Here is a 17,432-nt window from a genome sequence, read left to right on the forward strand (position 1 = left end):
GCTGCCCTTACGACACGTAGACCGACCCCGTCGGTGTCTGCTGCGGAACACCAGCGCCCACCATCTTGTCGCCGAACGCCAGGGCGACGTCCACGTGCCGCATGGGCAGTCCGTTCCAGAGGTGTCCGTGCCCGCCGTAGCGCGGCGACTCGATGTGCCACTGCAGCGTGCCGGCCACCATCAGGAGGTAGGTGTCCAGATAACGATGCAGGCGCTCGCCCAGTGGATGCTGGGCGTAGCGATCGTGCAGTTTCTCGATCCGCCCTGCGAGCTCCGCGTACATCCCTTCCAGCATCTCGCAGACGGCGGTGATGGCCTGCTGGGCGTCGAGACCGCGGGTGTTGCGCATGATGCGCACCGCACTGACGCTGTCCTCGGTGAAGTACTCGGCGGCGTAGGAGTACACGTCGTTCGTGATGGCGCAGTGCCAGCCCACCAGGTCCACCGCGCGCTTCAGGTCGGGGTCGTCGATCACGTCGGACACGTCGATGTCCTGCACGTACTCGATGGCCGCGATGTACGCCTGCATGCCGCTGGACATCAGGCGCACCTGCAGGAAACTGTCCATGTCCTCATTGAGCCAGTTGTCGCGAAAGGCGTTCTCCACCTTGAGGTGCTGCATCCAGCGGGTCCAGCGACCGCGCAGCCGCTGGTAGACCGCTTCGCTGGGGGCATTGCGACGGATGGTCTGCCACAGCGCATCCATGACGCGCGCATCGTGGGCGTCCGGGTCTTCGGCGATGATTTTTTCGCATCGGACCGGATCACTGATCGTCAGGTCGTCGCACTGGAAGATCAGGGTCAGGATGGATGCATGGTGCGCAATCCGCTCCGGGATGCCGTCGGGGAATACGGCGGCGTCGTAAAGCGAATCCATGCGTTCGATGGCACCGTGCAGGCTGCCCGGCTCCGGCTTGCCATAGTTCTCGTACAGCCATTCCGCGTGCAGCCGCTTGATGACCGGGTAGTAGGTGTGGATGCGCGGCCGGATGACACTCAGCATCTCCGGGATCACGAACTTGGGAGGAAGCTCCAGGTCTGCGGAAGTTCGGCTGTCGACGATGGCGTTCATGCATCTGCTCCTGTGAAATGGATCTCGAAGCGCGTGGTGTCGCAGTTCGCGGCTTCGTGTGTGGGGCCCGTGTTGCGCAGGGTCAGGCGGCGCGTGCGTCGGCCGCCGCGATGTCGTCCAGCGTGGGTGCTGCCGCGATGGTCACTTCGCCGGAAACGAAGCGCTGGTCCGAGAGGTGGTAGCGCCGCGTGATGACGCACCACTCCGCGTTGCCTGAGCTGATGTATTCCAGCTCGCCCACGTAGGCGCGCACGTCGGGGCGCTGTCCGAGCGGTCCGGCGAGCACCTCGTCGCGAGACCGGATCAACGTCTGCTCGTTGCGCGCACAAAGCTCGGCCAGGCGGTAGACCGCCGCCTGGAGGTCCAGGCCTTCCTCGCGCATCAGCACCCACATGGCGTTGAGCGAGTCCTGCGCCGGCACCTCCTTGCGGAAGGAGAAGAAGTCGTTCACCAGGATCACCGCGTCCATGGCTGCCGTGCGGACCGCCCGCAGTGACGCGTCTTCGGCCAGCGCATCGGTCATGTCCACGTCCAGGGCGTATTCGGTCAGCATGGCCAGGTACTCGCCGAACGCGTTGTCGCGGCGCAGGTCCATGTAGGCCGGCAGTGTCAGCGTGCCCATCTGGTAGGCCAGCGGATCGGCCATGCGGACCAACTGGCTGCGGATGCCGGCCTTCATGCGCTCCCAGACGCGGGGCTTTGTCGCCAACTGCGCCTTGATGGTCGGCAGCGTGTCGAACAGGAGCCGCGGCAACGGCGCGTCGGCGGGGGGCTGGATGCCTTCCAGGGCGTCGAGGTAACGATGCAGCAGCGCATCACGGGGGCGCTGGTCGGCGCTCAGCTCCAGGGGCGTGAAGGCGTCGTCCATCAAGGTCCCCGCATTCATCATGCGCATGATGGAATAGATGCGGTCCGGTTTCGCGTGCGGATAGCACAGGCCACCGTAAGCCGGGACGCGTTGCCCAAGGTAGGTGGCCGTGGCCTTCTCGCTGCGGAAGTGCGCCAGCACATAGGGTCGATCGTCCAGCGCCAGCTGCGCTTCGACGGCGTCGTTCCGGGGATGCCAGAGGGGCTTGAGCACGAGGCCGGGGTCGGGAAGATGCACCTTGCTGCCCAGCTTGGGCATCTGGACCATGGTGGGGGTGGGCGTTGGGTTGACCATGAATCACCTCATTCGACAGAGGAACGGGCCGAGGCGGCAAAGCGGTCGAAATGCATGCTTTGCGCCTGTGGCGCGGCGGCGAACTTCAGCGGCGCGACCTCGTACGCCGGGGACGCCGCCGGATAGAACTGCGCGGCCCAGCGCCGGTAGGCCATGATGGGACCGTCGCCCGGCACCAGCCTCGGTTCCGGGTCGAAGCACTTGTGGTCCCAGATCCGCAGGTCCTTCATGTTTTCGCGATGGAACCAGTGCTGGAAAAACACGCGAAGCAGGCCGTAGAACGGAGCGCCGAGCGGGGCCGGCCAGCGGTCCAGCCATGCGAGATGAAAGACATGGCGCACCCTGAACACCCACCGCAGCGGGGCGATCGGCGTGAACATGGTCTGGGTGTAGGCCCGCAGGCCCAGGCGGGGAAACTGCACCATCACCGAGTTGCACCCCAGGCCCAGCCATGTGGCCTGGAAGTGGAAGGACTGGTTGCCCACCTTCTGCTTGAACGCGCATTCCATCCGGGGGCCGTCGGTGAGCAGCGGACCTTGCTCGACGTCCTTGAAGCCGTGAACGGCCGAGAAATGCGCCACGTCGGCGAGGTTTTCCGCCACGTCCTGGATGTAGCCGCCCAGCTCGAAGCTGCTGGAGATCGGATGACCGAAGCTGTGCAGATCGATCTCGGGGAATTCCCAATCGGGCGGACGCCCCTCGCTGTCGCGCCAGACGAAGACGGCGCCGTTCCATTCGCGTACCGGCCATGTACTGAGCATGGGCGCGCGTATCGGGCGCTCGCCCTCCGGACGCACGCACCGGCCATCGGGCGCGTACTTCAGGCCATGGAACGGGCAGACCAGGTTCTCTCCCTCAACCCTGCCGCCATGTCCGAGATGCGCCCCCATGTGCGGGCAATAGGGGTTGACGACCTTCAAGGCCCCGAGCTGCGTCCGATAGACGACGAGTTCACCGCCCATGAACGGAACGAGGCGCACCGTGCCGGCCTTGACATCGTGGCTGAAGCACAGCGCAAACCATCCGTTCGGGTAGGGCAGCGGGCGCCGCATCTCGACGGCGGAGCGAGGCGCGTTCTCCGACACATTGGCACGCATCTGATCCATGACATGTCCTTGGGTGAGCGGTGGGGTCGAACAGGACGACGCCTGTTCAGGTCCGCCGCGCAATGAAGCTGAACGACGACGCCTTGTCCTTGCGCAGCGCGTCCGAGAAGCTCACGGCGATGTCGCGCAGCTCGGTGAACGTGGCGGTCTTGCTGGTCGGGTGGTGGGCGTCCAGGTTGTCCTTGACCAGCCCGTACCAGCGGATCACCTCCGCGTTGGACGGCAGCACGCGCTGGTCGATGACCGCGAAGCCGTGGCGCTCGAGCACCCGCTTCACGCCGTCGGGCGTCTTGCGGTAGCCCGACGCGGCGCGGTCGACCTTGTCCGGAATGTGCGACTTGTAGGTCGACAGGTCCACCTTGTAGAGGCTTTCAGAAATGATGACGGTGCCGCCGGTGCGCATGCGCGCCGACAGCGAAGCCATGGCCTGCTCCAGCACCTCGGGCGTGAAGTGGATGAGGCTGCCGCGCAGGATGGCCAGGTCGTACGGCACCTGCGGATCTGGCAGATCACCGATGTCCTTGGCGTTGCACTGGTACAGCCGCACGCGGTCTGCCAGACCCTCGTGCGCGATGAGTTCGCGCGCGCACTCCAACTGCGGCCGGCTCACGTTCACGCCGTCGATGCGCGCGCACTGCGGGTAGCGCTGCGCAATGAACTTCAGCACAGGACCCCAGCCGCAACCGATGTCGATCGCGCGGTGCACGGTGGCCGGCGAGAGGTCGGCGCCGGCCTGCTCGGCCAGCTCGAACTGGTGCTCCATGTGGCGCCGCCCGGAGGCGTCGAGCGGGAGGTCGTGCGGGTCCATCTTGTCGTCGAACACGCCGTACTGGTACCAGAGCTCGTTGCCGATCGCCTTGCGCCACTGGTCGGGCGTGTCGGCGTAGACCTGTTCGATCTTGTCCTGGTAGTGGTCGAGGCTGGGGCTGTGGATGACGTCGATGCCGACGGCTTGCGCGGATGCTTGCATGGTGGGGGCTCTCCTTGTGGGCGAAGTTCAGAGGCGTCGTGCAATGACGCTGTAGGTCGAGAACTTGTTCTTGATGAGCGCGACCGAGAGGCTGACGGCCATCACGCGCAGTTCTTCCAGCGGCGCAGGAATGGCGTCGGGCGCGAAGTTCTTCTCGATGTTTTCTTTCACGTCGGTGAACCAGCGCGCCACGTCGATGTTGCGGGGCAGCACGCGCATGTCTTCGACGATGAAGCCGCTGTCTTCGAGCACGCGGCGGAAGTAGGCCGGCGTCTTGCGGTGCTTGCAGGCGAGGCGGTCGACCTCGTCCTCGATGTCCGAGCGGTAGTTTTCCAGCGGGATGTTGTAGAGGTTGTCGGAGATGACGACCTTGGCGCCGGGCCGCATGCGCGCGGCGACCTGCTTCATCGAGCGTTCGTACAGGTCGTTGGGGAAGTGCGAGATGACGCCGCGAATGGTCACGAGGTCGTAGAGCGCGTCGGGGTTCGGCAGCAGGCCGACGTCCTGCGCGTCGCACAGGTACAGGTTCACGCGGTCGCTCAGGTGCTGCTGGGCGTGGTAGCGGGCGCAGTGCGCGAGCTGCGTCTCGCTGATGTTGATGCCGTCGAGTTGCCGGCACTGCGGAAAGTGTTCCGCGAGGTAGCGCAGGCCAAAGCCCCAGCCGCAGCCCACGTCGAGGATGCGCCGGATGGGGAAAGGCGTGGGCTGGTCCAGGCCCGCGATCTCCATCTGCTGGTCGAAGTAGCGCAGGCCCGACTCGTTGAGCGAAATCGGCGGCACCGAACGCGGATCGTCGTAGACGCCGAACTGGAACATCAGGTCCTCGCCGATGGCCTTGCGCCAGTCCTCGGGGTCGTCCTGGTAGGTGTACTCGACCTTGGCGTGGTACGGGTTGGCCTCGGCGCCCCGGATCACTTGAAGCGAAGGCGGGGCGGGCGCATCGATGCGGCGTGCGGTGGCTGTGCTCATCGGGTTCTCCTGTGCGGTAGCGGTGGGTTTCAGGAAACAAGGCTCATGCGAGCCGTGCGGAACGCGGGGGCGTGGGCATCGAAGAAGGCCTGGATCGACTGCACCAGCCCGTCGGCGTCGAGGCCGTGGGCGGCGAGCAATCTGGCGCAGTCGCCGTGCTCGACGAACTGGTCGGGCAGACCGAGTTGCAGCGACGGAATGAGCACGCCTTGCGCCGCGAGCGATTCGAGGCAGGCGGCGCCGGCGCCGCCCATCACGCAGCCTTCTTCGACGGTGACGAGCACGTCGTGGGTCTCGGCGAGCGACAGCACAAGCGCGGCGTCGAGCGGCTTGATGAAGCGCATGTTGGCGACCGTGGCGTCGAGCCGCTCGGCGGCGGCCAGGCTGGGCGCGACCATGGTGCCGAAGGCGAGGATGGCGATGCGTGCGCCCATGGGCTGCGTCGATTCGCGTCGCACGTGGCCGCGGCCGATGGGCAGCGGCTGCATTTCGCGCACGGGCAGCGCGCCGGGCCCGCTGCCGCGCGGGTAGCGCACGGCGGCGGGGCCGTCGTGGCGCAGCGCGGTGTGCAGCATCTGGCGGCACTCGTTCTCGTCGGACGCGGCCATCACGACGAGGTTCGGAATGCAGCGCAGGTAGGCGATGTCGAAGGCGCCCATGTGCGTCGCGCCGTCGGCACCGACGATGCCGGCGCGGTCGACTGCGAACACGACCGGCAGGTTCTGTAGGGCCACGTCGTGGATCAGCTGGTCGTAGGCGCGCTGCAGGAAGGTCGAGTAGATGGCGACCACGGGTCGCATGCCTGCCGCTGCCAGCCCCGCAGCGAAGGTCACGGCGTGCTGCTCGGCGATGCCGACATCGAAATAGCGTTCGGGAAAGCGGCGCTCGAACTCCATCAGGGCCGAGCCCTCGCGCATGGCGGGCGTGATGGCCGTCACGCGGGCGTCGGCTTCGGCCTCGTCGCAGAGCCAGTCGCTGAAGACCTGGGCGTAGGTCGGCTTCGCAGGCGTGGTGGCCGGGGCGCTCTTGATACCGGCGACGGGATCGAACTTGCCGGGGCCGTGGTACAGGACCGGGTCCTGCTCGGCCGGGCGGTAGCCGTGGCCCTTCTGCGTGACGATGTGCAGCAGCTGCGGCCCGGGTTGCGCCTGCAGCCGCTGCAGCGCGGGGACGAGCGCGCCCAGGTCGTGGCCGTCGATGGGGCCGGTGTAGTGGAAGCCGAATTGCTCGAACAGGGTGGCGGGCGACAGGCCGAGGTCCGAGGGCTCGCAGGGGTCCAGCGCCGGGCGCATGGCGCGCAATCTTTGCCGGCTGGCTTCATTGGCAGAGGCGTAGGCGCGCTCTGAAATCAATCCGCCCAGATAAAGGCGCAGCATGCCGACGGGCGGTGAAATCGACATGTCGTTGTCGTTCAGGATCACCAATAAACGGCCGCAGGCCTGCGTATTGTTCATAGCCTCGAAGGCCATGCCGGCGCTCAGGGCGCCGTCGCCGATCACTGCGATGGCGTGATCGGTTGAATTCGAAATTCGGGCGGCCTGCGCAAACCCCAAGGCGGCGGAAATTGACGTGCTGGAATGCGCGGTGCCGAAATGATCGTGCTCGGATTCGGCGCGGCGTGGAAATCCGGAAATGCCGCCGAATTGACGCAAGGTGGCCATGGCCTGGCGCCGGCCCGTGAGGATCTTGTGGGCGTAACTCTGGTGGCCCACGTCCCACACGATGCGGTCGCGCGGGGTGTCGAAGACGTAGTGCAGGGCGACGGTCAGCTCGACCGTGCCGAGGTTGGAGGCAAAGTGGCCGCCCGTGCGGGACACGTTGTCGACGATGAAGGCGCGCAGTTCGTCCGCAAGGCCCGGCAATTGCGCGATGCCGAGCTGGCGCAGCGAATGAGGCGAGTCGATGGCTTCGAGCAAGGCATGCATTCCGGTTTCTCCGTGGGGATGGAAACGCGCGGGCCGTGATGAATGAATTCTTCGTGCGATGCGGATCTGATTATTTTTGGACAAAACAATGCCTTGGAAATTGATCGTTCAATTTCCTTGTCAAAGCCTCCGTGGGAATCTGAAAAACGCATCGACTCTGTTTTTAATTTCGAGTCAGGCGAAATCAGGAGGTCAGCGTAGGGGATGGAATTGGCAGGTGCAAGCGAATGCCGTCGCAAATTTTTTGATACCCCGGGTTATTTCCCCCGGAGGTTCTAATCAGTTTTTTGGATGGCGCGGCAGCCGCGCGCGACCGTCGCCGCGGCCGTTCGGAAACGGCTGCGGGGAGGTCAGGAGTCAGGGGCGGTGGGTGCGCCGACGCCCGTGCGTGGCGGGCAGTCGGGCGGAGCGTCGTCAGACGCCGGCGGCGTGCGCCTGCTGGTCGGCGTGGTAGCTGGAGCGCACCATGGCGCCCACGGCCGCGTGGCTGAAGCCCATCTTGTAGGCCTCTTCCTCGAACATCTTGAAGGTGTCGGGGTGCACGTAGCGGCGCACCGGCAGGTGCGAGCCCGACGGCGACAGGTACTGGCCGATGGTCAGCATGTCGATGTCGTGGGCGCGCATGTCGCGCATGACCTGCAGGATCTCTTCGTCGGTTTCGCCCAGGCCGACCATGATGCCGCTCTTGGTCGGCACCTTCGGGTGCAGCGCCTTGAACTTCTTCAGCAGGTTCAGGCTGAACTGGTAGTCGCTGCCGGGGCGCGCTTCCTTGTACAGGCGCGGCGCGGTCTCGAGGTTGTGGTTCATCACGTCAGGCGGCGCGGCCTTGAGGATCTCGAGGGCGCGGTCGTCGCGGCCGCGGAAGTCGGGCACCAGAATTTCGATCTGCGTCATCGGCGAGAGCTCGCGGATGTTGGTGATGCAGTCGACGAAGTGCTGGCTGCCGCCGTCGCGCAGGTCGTCGCGGTCGACGCTGGTGATCACCACGTACTTCAGGCGCAGCTTGGCGATGGTCTTGGCGAGGTTGAGCGGCTCGTCCTTGTCGAGCGGATCGGGGCGGCCGTGGCCCACGTCGCAGAACGGGCAGCGGCGCGTGCACTTGTCGCCCATGATCATGAAGGTGGCCGTGCCGTTGCCGAAGCATTCGCCGATGTTCGGGCACGAGGCTTCTTCGCAGACCGTGTGCAGGTTGCTTTCGCGCAGGATCTGCTTGATCTCGTAGAAGCGCGTGGTGGGGCTGCCGGCCTTGACGCGGATCCACTCGGGCTTCTTGAGCACTTCGCCGGTCTGCACCACCTTGACGGGGATGCGCGACAGCTTGGCCGCGGCCTTCTGCTTGGCCAGGGGGTTGTAGTTTTCGGCGCTCTGGGCGTCGCGGACGACTTCGGTGGTGCTCATTGGATTGCTAAGGTGCCAGGAAGGTGATGAGCTTCTGGCCCAGCACGCCGGCAGCTTCTTCCCATGTGGTTTGGACGCCGATTGTAGAAAGGTCGACCGTTTTCAGCCCCGCATAGCCGCAAGGGTTGATGCGGGAGAAGGGTTCGAGGTCCATCGCGACATTGAGCGACACACCGTGGTAGGTGGCGTGGCGGCTCACCTTGATGCCCAGCGCGGCGATCTTGCCCAGGCCCCGGAACGGGTCGGCGCCGGGCATCGGGCCGGTGAGCGCGGCGTGCGAGAACGGGTCGTCCAGGCGCACGTAGATGCCCGGAGCGCCGGCCACGCGGTGGCCGGTCACGCCGAAATGGGCGAGCGTGCGCAGCACCGATTCCTCGATGCGGTAGACGTATTCCTTGACGTAGTAGCCGGCGCGCCGCAGGTCGATGAGCGGGTAGGCCACCACCTGGCCCGGGCCGTGGAAGGTGACCTGCCCGCCCCGGTCGGTCTGCACGACCGGGATCGGGCCGGGCGCCAGGATGTGGTCGGTCTTGCCCGCCAGCCCCTGGGTGAACACGGGGTCGTGCTCGCAGATCCACAGCGCGTCGGGGCTCTCGGGCGTGCGCTCCTGCGTGAAGCGCTGCATCGCCGCATAGGTGGCGAGGTAGTCGGCCCGGCCGAGCGACTGCGCTTCGATGGTCAAAGAACGACCTTGACCGACGGGTGCGACGACAGCGCGCGATAGAGGTCGTCGAGCTGTTCGCGGCTGGTGGCGGTGACGGTGATGGTCACGCCCAGGTAGTTGCCGGCCTTGCTGTCGCGCAGCTCGACGGTGGTGGCGTCGAAGTTGGGGTCGAAGCGCTCGGCGATCTGTGTGATGGCGTGCACCAGGCCGTCGGTCTTGACGCCCATCACCTTGATCGGGAACTGCGAGGGGTACTCGATCAGCGATTCCTTGCGCGGGTCGGGGATCGGTGCCGTGTCGTCGGGGGTGGCGGTCGGGGGCGTGGTGTTGTCGGTCATGCAAGGGCTCCTGGCTTCTCAGCGTTGCGTTGCTTGGCCTGTTGGTAGGCGGCATACAAGCTCTGGTAGATGGGGCCGGGACGGCCATTGCCAATGGGCTGGCCATCGAGCGTGGTGACGGGCAGCACCTCCTTGGTGGCGGAAGAAAGCAGCAGCTCATCGGCGCCGAACACCTCGTTGCGCGACACGCGCCGCAGCGCAAAGGGAATGCCGCTGTCCTGGCACAGGCGCTCGAGCAGGCCGTAGCGGATGCCGGTCAGCACGAGGTTGTCTTTGGGCGGGCCGATGAGCGTGCCGTCCTTCACGATCCACACGTTGCTCGACGAGGCCTCGCTGAGCGAGTCGCCGCGGAACATCACGGTTTCGGTCGCGCCGGCCTCCACGCTGATCTGCCGTGCGAGCACCGCGCCCAGCAGGCTGGTGCTCTTGATGTGGGCCTTCTGCCAGCGGAAGTCGTCGGCGGTGACGCAGGTCACGCCCTTGGCGCGCACCGCATCGGCCACGGGCGGCAGGGGGTTCACCATCGCGAACACCGTGGGGCGCAGGCCGCGCACCATCACGTGGTCGCGCGGCGCGACGCCGCGCGACACCTGGAAGTAGATCGCCTGCGGCGCGTTGCCCAGCGGTGCGGCAAGCTGCATCGCAATGGCACGCCATTCGTCGCGCGCGTAGGGGTTGTCGATCTGCAGTTCGGCCAGCGAACGCTCGAGGCGTGCGATGTGCTCGTCGAAGCAGAAGGGCACTCCGAAGTACACAGGGATGACTTCGTAGATGCCGTCGCCGAAGATGAAGCCGCGGTCGAGGACGCTGATCTTCGCGTCGCGCAGGGGGGTGAATTCGCCGTTGAGAAAGCACGGCGTGTCGGGCAGTGCCGAGGTGATGTCTTGCATCCGCAAATTATGGGCGGACGCCACACTCGGTGCAGAACTGTCGACGAAGTGTCACGTTATGGCGGGACCCCGCTAGGTTTTACTTATAATCAATGGCTTTGTAAAATTCTCCGGGGACAAACACGGGGTGCATTCGAATGACAACCAACGCCCCTGTCCCTGAGGTTGACGCCGAAGAATCCGATTTCAAGCCACTCACGGCCGAAGAGGCCCAGAAGTTGCGCGAGCAAAACCCCGAGCTGTCACCCTGGTGGGTGATCGCAGCCCAAGTGGCTGCAGGTGTGGTGGTGGCTTGCCTGGCGTGGATCTGGACGGCGCGATCCGAGGCTGCAATCTCGGCGTTTTACGGAGCCATGACAGTAGCGATCCCTGCGGCCTTGTTTGTCCGCGGTGTCCGGCGCAAGCCGGGCATGCCGTCGCAGGCTGTCATGTTGAGGTTTTTTGTGTGGGAGATGATCAAGATCGCGTTGACCGTAGCCTTGCTGGCCGCGGCGCCGTGGCTGATCGGGGGGCTCGTCTGGCTGGCCATGGTGGCTGGCGTGGTGGTCGCCATGAAGATGTACTGGGTGGCACTGTTGGTGCGGCCCAAATTTTTGAACCGGATTTGACTGTTTTGGAAGAGAGACGCTGAAAGATGGCCGCCGAAGGACACGCCCCGACCGCGAGTGAATACATCGTTCACCACCTCCAGCACTGGCAAGTCGACTGGAGCCTCAAGCCCGTCGTTCAATCCGCCATTGTTGACTTCAACGTCATCAACCTCGACTCGGTGCTCTATGCACTGATCATCGGCGCATTGGGCTGCTTCGTGCTGTGGCTGGCTGCCCGCAAGGCAACGCCCGGCGTGCCCGGCCGTTTCCAGGCGGCGGTCGAAATCCTGGTCGAGATGGTCGACAACCAGGCCAAGGCCAACATTCACAACGCCGCGAGCCGCAAGTTCATTGCCCCGCTGGCGCTCACCGTGTTCGTCTGGATCTTCCTGCTGAACGCCATGGACATGCTGCCGGTCGACCTGCTGCCGGCCGTCTGGACCCAGGTCTACTCGGCCATGGGCCACGATCCGCACCACGCCTACATGCGCGTCGTGCCGACCGCCGACCTCTCGACCACGCTCGGTCTTTCCACCTCCGTGCTGCTCCTGTGCCTGTTCTACAGCGTCAAGGTCAAGGGCCTGGGCGGCTGGGGCCACGAGCTGATCACCGCGCCTTTCGGTGCCCACCCGCTGTTGTGGCCCATCAACCTGCTGATGCAGGTCATCGAGTACCTGGCCAAGACGGTTTCACACGGCATGCGGTTGTTCGGCAACATGTATGCAGGCGAGCTCGTCTTCATGCTCATCGCCCTCATGGGCGGTGCCATGGCGGCCTCGTTCTCCGGTGTGATGCTGCCCATCGGGCACGTCATTGCCGGCACCGTCTGGGCGATCTTCCACATCCTGGTGATCACGCTGCAGGCTTTCATCTTCATGATGCTGACCCTGATCTATCTGGGCCAGGCGCATGAGGCGCATTGAGTTTCCCTTTTTCTTTTCGTTTGCTTTAAATCTGTTCTAAGGAGTCATCATGGAAAACATTCTCGGTCTCGTCGCTCTCGCTTGTGGTCTGATCGTCGGTCTCGGCGCCATCGGTGCTTCCATCGGCATCGCGCTGATGGGTGGCAAGTTCCTGGAATCGTCGGCCCGTCAACCTGAGCTGATGAACGACCTGCAGACCAAGATGTTCATCTTGGCTGGTCTGATCGACGCGGCTTTCCTGATCGGCGTGGCCATCGCTCTGCTGTTCGCCTTCGCCAACCCGTTCGCCGCGACCCTGCTGGCCAACCTGCCCAAGTAAGCCGGTTCAACGCCACTCCAGAAAGGTGTTGCCGTGAGTATCAACGCGACCCTGTTCGTTCAGGCCATCGTCTTCTTGCTGCTGGTGCTGTTCACGATGAAATTCGTGTGGCCGCCCATCGCAAAGGCTTTGGATGAACGCGCACAAAAGATCGCTGCGGGCCTGGCGGCCGCCGAGAAGGCCAAGGCTGAACTCGCTTCCGCCAACCAGCGCGTCGAGCAGGAACTGGTTCAGTCTCGCAACGAGACCACCAGCCGCCTGGCCGATGCCGAGCGCCGCGCCCAGCAGATCATCGAAGAGGCCAAGGGCCGTGCAACGGTGGAGGCCAACAAGATCGTGGCCGACGCGCACGCCGAAGCCCAACAGCAGTCCGTGCGTGCCCGTGAAGCCCTGCGTGAGCAGGTCGCTGCACTGGCCGTCAAGGGTGCCGAGCAGATTCTCCGCAAGGAAGTCGATGCCGGTGTCCACGCCGACCTGCTCCAGCGCCTGAAGACCGAGCTCTGAGGACGATATGGCCGAACTTGCGACCATTGCCCGCCCCTACGCGGACGCGCTCTTCGAGGCTACTTCGAGCGACCTCGAAGGCACGGCCGGCTGGATCGGCCAGCTGGCCGCCCTCGCTGCCGATCCGCAGCTCCTGCAGTTCGCTGCCGACCCGAAGGTGTCGCAGGACCAGGTCTTCGACCTGATCTCCGGCCTCCTGCCGCAAGCCTTGCCGGACGCCGGCAAGAACTTCCTGCGCACGGTGATCGACAACGGCCGGCTGGCTGCATTGCCCGAAGTCGCGGCCCAGTACCGCGAGCTCAAGAACGCCAAGGGCGGCACGTCCGACGCGGTGATCTACAGCGCCTTCCCGATCGACGCGGCGAGTCTCGCCGAAGTCGGCGCAGCGCTGCAGCGCCGTTTCGGTCGTCCGCTGAACACGCGTGTGGAATCCGATCCTTCGCTGATCGGCGGCATCCGTGTGGTGGTGGGGGACGAAGTCCTCGACACCTCCGTCAAGGCGCGTCTCGAACAAATGAAAGCAGCGCTCACCGCCTGAGGCGGCGAGCCGCGGTTGGCCCTATTTATTGAAAGAAGGAAAGAGTCATGCAACTCAATCCCGCAGAAATTTCCGAACTGATCAAGAGCCGTATCGAAGGCCTTGGCGTCAGCGCCGACATCCGCAACCAGGGCACCGTGGTCTCGGTGACCGACGGCATCGTGCGCGTGCACGGCCTGTCGGACGCGATGCAGGGCGAAATGCTCGAGTTCCCGCCCACGGCTGACGGCACGCCGTCGTTCGGCCTGGCGCTGAACCTCGAGCGCGACTCGGTCGGCGCCGTGATTCTGGGCGAGTACGAGCACATCTCCGAAGGCGACACCGTGAAGTGCACGGGCCGTATCCTGGAAGTGCCCGTGGGCCCCGAGCTCATCGGCCGCGTGGTGAACGCACTGGGCCAGCCGATCGACGGCAAGGGTCCGATCAACGCCAAGATGACCGACGTGATCGAAAAGGTCGCTCCCGGCGTGATCGCACGGAAGTCCGTCGACCAGCCGATGCAGACCGGCCTGAAGTCGATCGACTCGATGGTTCCCGTCGGCCGTGGCCAGCGCGAGCTGATCATCGGCGACCGCCAGACCGGCAAGACCGCCGTGGCGATCGACGCGATCATCAACCAGAAGGGTCAGAACATGACCTGCGTCTACGTTGCGATCGGCCAGAAGGCTTCGTCGATCAAGAACGTGGTGCGCTCGCTGGAACAAGCCGGCGCGATGGACTACACCATCGTCGTGGCCGCGTCGGCCTCCGAATCGGCCGCCATGCAGTACGTGTCGGCCTACTCGGGCTGCACGATGGGCGAGTACTTCCGCGACCGCGGCCAGGACGCCCTGATCGTCTATGACGACCTGTCCAAGCAAGCCGTGGCCTACCGCCAGGTGTCGCTGCTGCTGCGCCGCCCGCCAGGCCGCGAAGCCTACCCCGGCGACGTGTTCTATCTCCACAGCCGTCTGCTCGAGCGCGCAGCCCGTGTGAACGCCGACTACGTCGAAGCCTTCACCAAGGGTGAAGTCAAGGGCAAGACCGGTTCGCTGACCGCACTGCCGATCATCGAAACGCAAGCCGGCGACGTGTCCGCCTTCGTTCCGACCAACGTGATCTCGATCACCGACGGCCAGATCTTCCTGGAAACCAGCCTGTTCAACGCCGGCATCCGTCCCGCCATCAACGCCGGTATCTCGGTGTCGCGCGTGGGTTCGTCGGCGCAGACCAACCTGATCAAGAACCAGTCGGGCGGCATCCGTACCGACCTGGCCCAGTACCGTGAACTGGCCGCGTTCGCGCAGTTCGCTTCCGACCTCGACGAAGCGACCCGCAAGCAACTCGACCGCGGTGCGCGCGTGACGGAACTGCTCAAGCAGACCCAGTACAGCCCGCTGCCGATCTCGTTGATGAATGCCACGCTGTTCGCAGTGAACAAGGGCTTCATGGACGACATCGACGTCAAGAAGGTGCTCCCGTTCGAACACGGCTTCCATCAGCTGCTGAAGACGAGCCACGCCGCCCTGCTCGAGACCATGGAAAAGCATGGCGCCAAGTGGGACGTCAAGCCCGCCAAGCCGGACGACAGCGCCGAAAAGCAAGCCTTCAAGAAGGTTTGCCAGGACGCCGAAGCCGAACTGCTGGCCGCCGCCACCTCGTTCAAGAAGTCGTTCGCCTGATCGACCCCTTGACCGACGCAAGAAGGAGTTCATATGGCAGCTGGTAAGGAAATCCGCGGCAAGATCAAATCGGTGGAGAACACCAAGAAGATCACCAAGGCCATGGAAATGGTCTCGGTTTCCAAGATGCGCAAGGCGCAAGAGCGCATGCGTGCCGCCCGCCCCTACAGCGAGAAGATCCGCAACATTGCGGCGAACCTTGGCAAGGCGAATCCCGAGTACACGCACGCCTTCATGAAGAAGAACGACGCCAAGGCGATCGGCTTCATCATCGTGACGAGCGACAAGGGCCTGTGCGGTGGCTTGAACACCAACCTGCTGCGCGCCGTGACGGCCAAGCTGCGCGAAGCGCAGGCCGCTGGCGTGGCGATCGAGTCGGTCGCCATCGGCAGCAAGGGCCTCGGCTTCCTGAACCGCATCGGCGCCCGCGTGGTCGCGCATGTCACCCACCTGGGTGACACGCCGCACCTGGACAAGCTCATCGGCCCGGTCAAGACGCTGCTCGACGCTTACGCGGAAGGCAAGCTCTCGGCCGTGTACCTGTGCTACACGAAGTTCATCAACACGATCAAGCAGGAGCCGCTCGTCGAGCAGCTGCTGCCGCTGGCCGAAGACTCGCTGAAAGTCGAGGAAGGCCAGCATTCGTGGGATTACATCTACGAGCCCGATGCGCAAAGCGTGATCGACGAGCTGCTGGTCCGCTATGTGGAGTCGCTGGTCTACCAGGCCGTGGCAGAGAACATGGCGTCCGAGCATTCGGCGCGGATGGTGGCCATGAAGGCTGCCACCGACAACGCAGGCAATGTGATCAGCGAGCTGAAGCTGGTCTACAACAAGACCCGCCAGGCCGGCATCACCAAGGAGCTCTCGGAAATCGTTTCGGGCGCTGCGGCGGCCGCCGGTGTCTGAGCCCTTCGGACCTCAACAGATTTAAATTTTTATCGGAGCAGACATGGCTCAAGCAGAAGCAGTTCAAGGCAAGATCGTTCAGTGTATTGGCGCTGTGGTCGACGTGGAATTCCCGCGCGACAAGATGCCCAAGATCTACGACGCCCTCAAGTTCGAAGGCAGCGCACTGACGCTCGAAGTCCAGCAGCAGCTCGGCGACGGCGTGGTCCGCACGATTGCGCTGGGTTCTTCCGACGGCCTGCGCCGCGGCCTGATCGTGACCAACACGCAAGCCCCCATCACCGTGCCCGTGGGCAAGGCGACGCTGGGCCGCATCATGGACGTGCTGGGCGCGCCCATCGACGAGCGTGGTCCGGTCGACCAGACGCTGACCGCCTCCATCCACCGCAAGGCTCCCGCGTACGACGAACTGTCGCCGTCGCAAGACCTGCTGGAAACCGGCATCAAGGTGATCGACCTGGTGTGCCCGTTCGCCAAGGGCGGCAAGGTGGGCCTGTTCGGTGGCGCCGGCGTGGGCAAGACCGTGAACATGATGGAACTCATCAACAACATCGCCAAGGCTCACTCGGGTCTGTCGGTGTTCGCGGGTGTGGGCGAACGTACCCGTGAAGGCAACGACTTCTATCACGAGATGGCCGACTCCGGCGTCGTGAACCTCGAGAAGCTCGAAGACTCCAAGGTCGCCATGGTCTACGGCCAGATGAACGAGCCCCCGGGCAACCGTCTGCGCGTGGCCCTGACCGGCCTGACCATCGCCGAGTCGTTCCGCGACGAAGGCCGCGACGTGCTGTTCTTCGTGGACAACATCTACCGCTACACGCTGGCCGGTACCGAAGTGTCGGCACTGCTGGGCCGCATGCCTTCCGCCGTGGGCTACCAGCCGACGCTGGCCGAAGAAATGGGCCGTCTGCAAGAGCGGATCACGTCGACCAAGGTCGGCTCGATCACCTCGATCCAGGCCGTGTACGTCCCTGCCGACGACTTGACCGACCCGTCGCCCGCCACGACCTTCGCCCACCTGGACTCGACCGTGGTGCTGTCGCGTGACATCGCTTCGCTCGGTATCTACCCCGCCGTGGACCCGCTGGACTCGACCTCGCGCCAGCTCGACCCGAACGTGGTCGGCGAAGAGCACTACAACGTGGCCCGCGCCGTGCAAGGCACGCTGCAGCGCTACAAGGAACTGCGCGACATCATCGCGATTCTGGGCATGGACGAACTGGCTCCCGACGACAAGCTCGCCGTGGCCCGCGCCCGCAAGATCCAGCGTTTCCTGTCGCAGCCGTTCCACGTGGCCGAAGTGTTCACGGGTTCGCCGGGCAAGTACGTGCCGCTGTCGGAAACCATCCGCGGCTTCAAGATGATCGTGAACGGCGAAGCCGACCACCTGCCGGAACAAGCGTTCTACATGGTCGGCACCATCGACGAAGCGTTCGAAAAGGCCAAGAAGGTCGCGTAAAGCGGCGCACTCGACCGCCTGGCTTCGTTGCCGTG

At 64.8% G+C, this 17,432-nt stretch carries 18 protein-coding genes; 8 read left to right on the forward strand and 10 right to left on the reverse strand.

Translation table 11 applies throughout. The annotated features are described in order from the left end of the window. Positions 1 to 7: 7 nt before the first annotated feature. The 10 genes from GFK26_RS09775 to GFK26_RS09820 all read right to left on the reverse strand — a co-directional run bounded on the left by GFK26_RS09775 (position 8) and on the right by GFK26_RS09820 (position 10,494). The gene (locus tag GFK26_RS09775) at positions 8 to 1,072 is read right to left on the reverse strand and encodes a terpene synthase family protein (RefSeq protein WP_153281804.1); all 1,065 of its coding nucleotides are present in this window, start codon (positions 1,070 to 1,072) and stop codon (positions 8 to 10) included. Positions 1,073 to 1,154: 82 nt separating this feature from the next. After that, complete coding sequence (locus GFK26_RS09780; RefSeq protein WP_153281805.1) at positions 1,155 to 2,234, reverse strand: terpene synthase family protein; 1,080 nt, start codon at positions 2,232 to 2,234, stop codon at positions 1,155 to 1,157. Between the two features lie 8 nt (positions 2,235 to 2,242). Then, positions 2,243 to 3,340 (reverse strand): aromatic ring-hydroxylating oxygenase subunit alpha, encoded by a 1,098-nt coding sequence (locus GFK26_RS09785; protein ID WP_153281806.1) that lies wholly within the window; start codon positions 3,338 to 3,340, stop codon positions 2,243 to 2,245. Positions 3,341 to 3,386: 46 nt separating this feature from the next. Continuing rightward, on the reverse strand, positions 3,387 to 4,310 hold the full coding sequence (locus GFK26_RS09790) for an SAM-dependent methyltransferase (protein WP_153281807.1): 924 nt from the start codon (positions 4,308 to 4,310) through the stop codon (positions 3,387 to 3,389). 27 nt (positions 4,311 to 4,337) lie between these two features. Continuing rightward, a complete protein-coding gene (locus GFK26_RS09795) occupies positions 4,338 to 5,279 on the reverse strand; it encodes an SAM-dependent methyltransferase (RefSeq protein ID WP_153281808.1) in 942 nt (313 codons plus the stop codon). Between the two features lie 29 nt (positions 5,280 to 5,308). After that, positions 5,309 to 7,204: a 1-deoxy-D-xylulose-5-phosphate synthase gene (gene dxs, locus GFK26_RS09800; protein WP_153281809.1), complete on the reverse strand. Its 1,896-nt coding sequence runs from the start codon at positions 7,202 to 7,204 to the stop codon at positions 5,309 to 5,311. A 414-nt stretch (positions 7,205 to 7,618) separates the two neighbouring features. Further along, positions 7,619 to 8,602 (reverse strand): lipoyl synthase, encoded by a 984-nt coding sequence (gene lipA / locus GFK26_RS09805; RefSeq protein ID WP_099793436.1) that lies wholly within the window; start codon positions 8,600 to 8,602, stop codon positions 7,619 to 7,621. A gap of 7 nt (positions 8,603 to 8,609) precedes the next feature. Further along, the gene (gene lipB / locus GFK26_RS09810; RefSeq protein WP_416222565.1) at positions 8,610 to 9,227 is read right to left on the reverse strand and encodes a lipoyl(octanoyl) transferase LipB; all 618 of its coding nucleotides are present in this window, start codon (positions 9,225 to 9,227) and stop codon (positions 8,610 to 8,612) included. A 53-nt stretch (positions 9,228 to 9,280) separates the two neighbouring features. Further along, a complete protein-coding gene (locus GFK26_RS09815; protein WP_153281811.1) occupies positions 9,281 to 9,604 on the reverse strand; it encodes a YbeD family protein in 324 nt (107 codons plus the stop codon). After that, the gene (locus GFK26_RS09820) at positions 9,601 to 10,494 is read right to left on the reverse strand and encodes a D-amino acid aminotransferase (RefSeq protein WP_153281812.1); all 894 of its coding nucleotides are present in this window, start codon (positions 10,492 to 10,494) and stop codon (positions 9,601 to 9,603) included. Before GFK26_RS09820 ends, GFK26_RS09815 begins: the two co-directional genes overlap by 4 nt. Positions 10,495 to 10,631: 137 nt before the next feature. On the opposite strand from GFK26_RS09820, the gene GFK26_RS09825 reads away from it, so the two are divergent. The 8 genes from GFK26_RS09825 to atpD are packed head-to-tail and all read left to right on the forward strand — an operon-like array spanning position 10,632 to position 17,397. After that, the gene (locus GFK26_RS09825) at positions 10,632 to 11,102 is read left to right on the forward strand and encodes an ATP synthase subunit I (protein WP_056576477.1); all 471 of its coding nucleotides are present in this window, start codon (positions 10,632 to 10,634) and stop codon (positions 11,100 to 11,102) included. Between the two features lie 26 nt (positions 11,103 to 11,128). After that, positions 11,129 to 12,007, forward strand: coding sequence for a F0F1 ATP synthase subunit A (atpB, locus tag GFK26_RS09830; RefSeq protein WP_153281813.1), 879 nt, complete (start codon positions 11,129 to 11,131; stop codon positions 12,005 to 12,007). Positions 12,008 to 12,056: 49 nt separating this feature from the next. After that, positions 12,057 to 12,326 carry a F0F1 ATP synthase subunit C gene (gene atpE / locus GFK26_RS09835; RefSeq protein WP_056576471.1) on the forward strand — a complete coding sequence of 90 codons (270 nt, stop codon included), beginning with the start codon at positions 12,057 to 12,059 and terminating at the stop codon, positions 12,324 to 12,326. 33 nt (positions 12,327 to 12,359) lie between these two features. Beyond that, on the forward strand, positions 12,360 to 12,830 hold the full coding sequence (locus tag GFK26_RS09840; RefSeq protein WP_153281814.1) for a F0F1 ATP synthase subunit B: 471 nt from the start codon (positions 12,360 to 12,362) through the stop codon (positions 12,828 to 12,830). Positions 12,831 to 12,837: 7 nt separating this feature from the next. Beyond that, positions 12,838 to 13,368, forward strand: coding sequence for a F0F1 ATP synthase subunit delta (locus tag GFK26_RS09845; RefSeq protein WP_153281815.1), 531 nt, complete (start codon positions 12,838 to 12,840; stop codon positions 13,366 to 13,368). 47 nt (positions 13,369 to 13,415) lie between these two features. Further along, entirely contained in the window at positions 13,416 to 15,029 is a 1,614-nt protein-coding gene (gene atpA / locus GFK26_RS09850) for a F0F1 ATP synthase subunit alpha (protein WP_062480180.1), read from the forward strand. Positions 15,030 to 15,062: 33 nt separating this feature from the next. Next, positions 15,063 to 15,938, forward strand: a complete 876-nt coding sequence (atpG, locus tag GFK26_RS09855; protein ID WP_153281816.1) for a F0F1 ATP synthase subunit gamma — start codon at positions 15,063 to 15,065, stop codon at positions 15,936 to 15,938. Between the two features lie 43 nt (positions 15,939 to 15,981). Next, positions 15,982 to 17,397, forward strand: coding sequence for a F0F1 ATP synthase subunit beta (gene atpD / locus GFK26_RS09860; protein WP_062480184.1), 1,416 nt, complete (start codon positions 15,982 to 15,984; stop codon positions 17,395 to 17,397). Positions 17,398 to 17,432: the final 35 nt, after the last annotated feature.

The organism is Variovorax paradoxus, assembly GCF_009498455.1.
In the GTDB taxonomy this organism is placed as follows: Bacteria; Pseudomonadota; Gammaproteobacteria; order Burkholderiales; family Burkholderiaceae_C; genus Variovorax; species Variovorax paradoxus_H.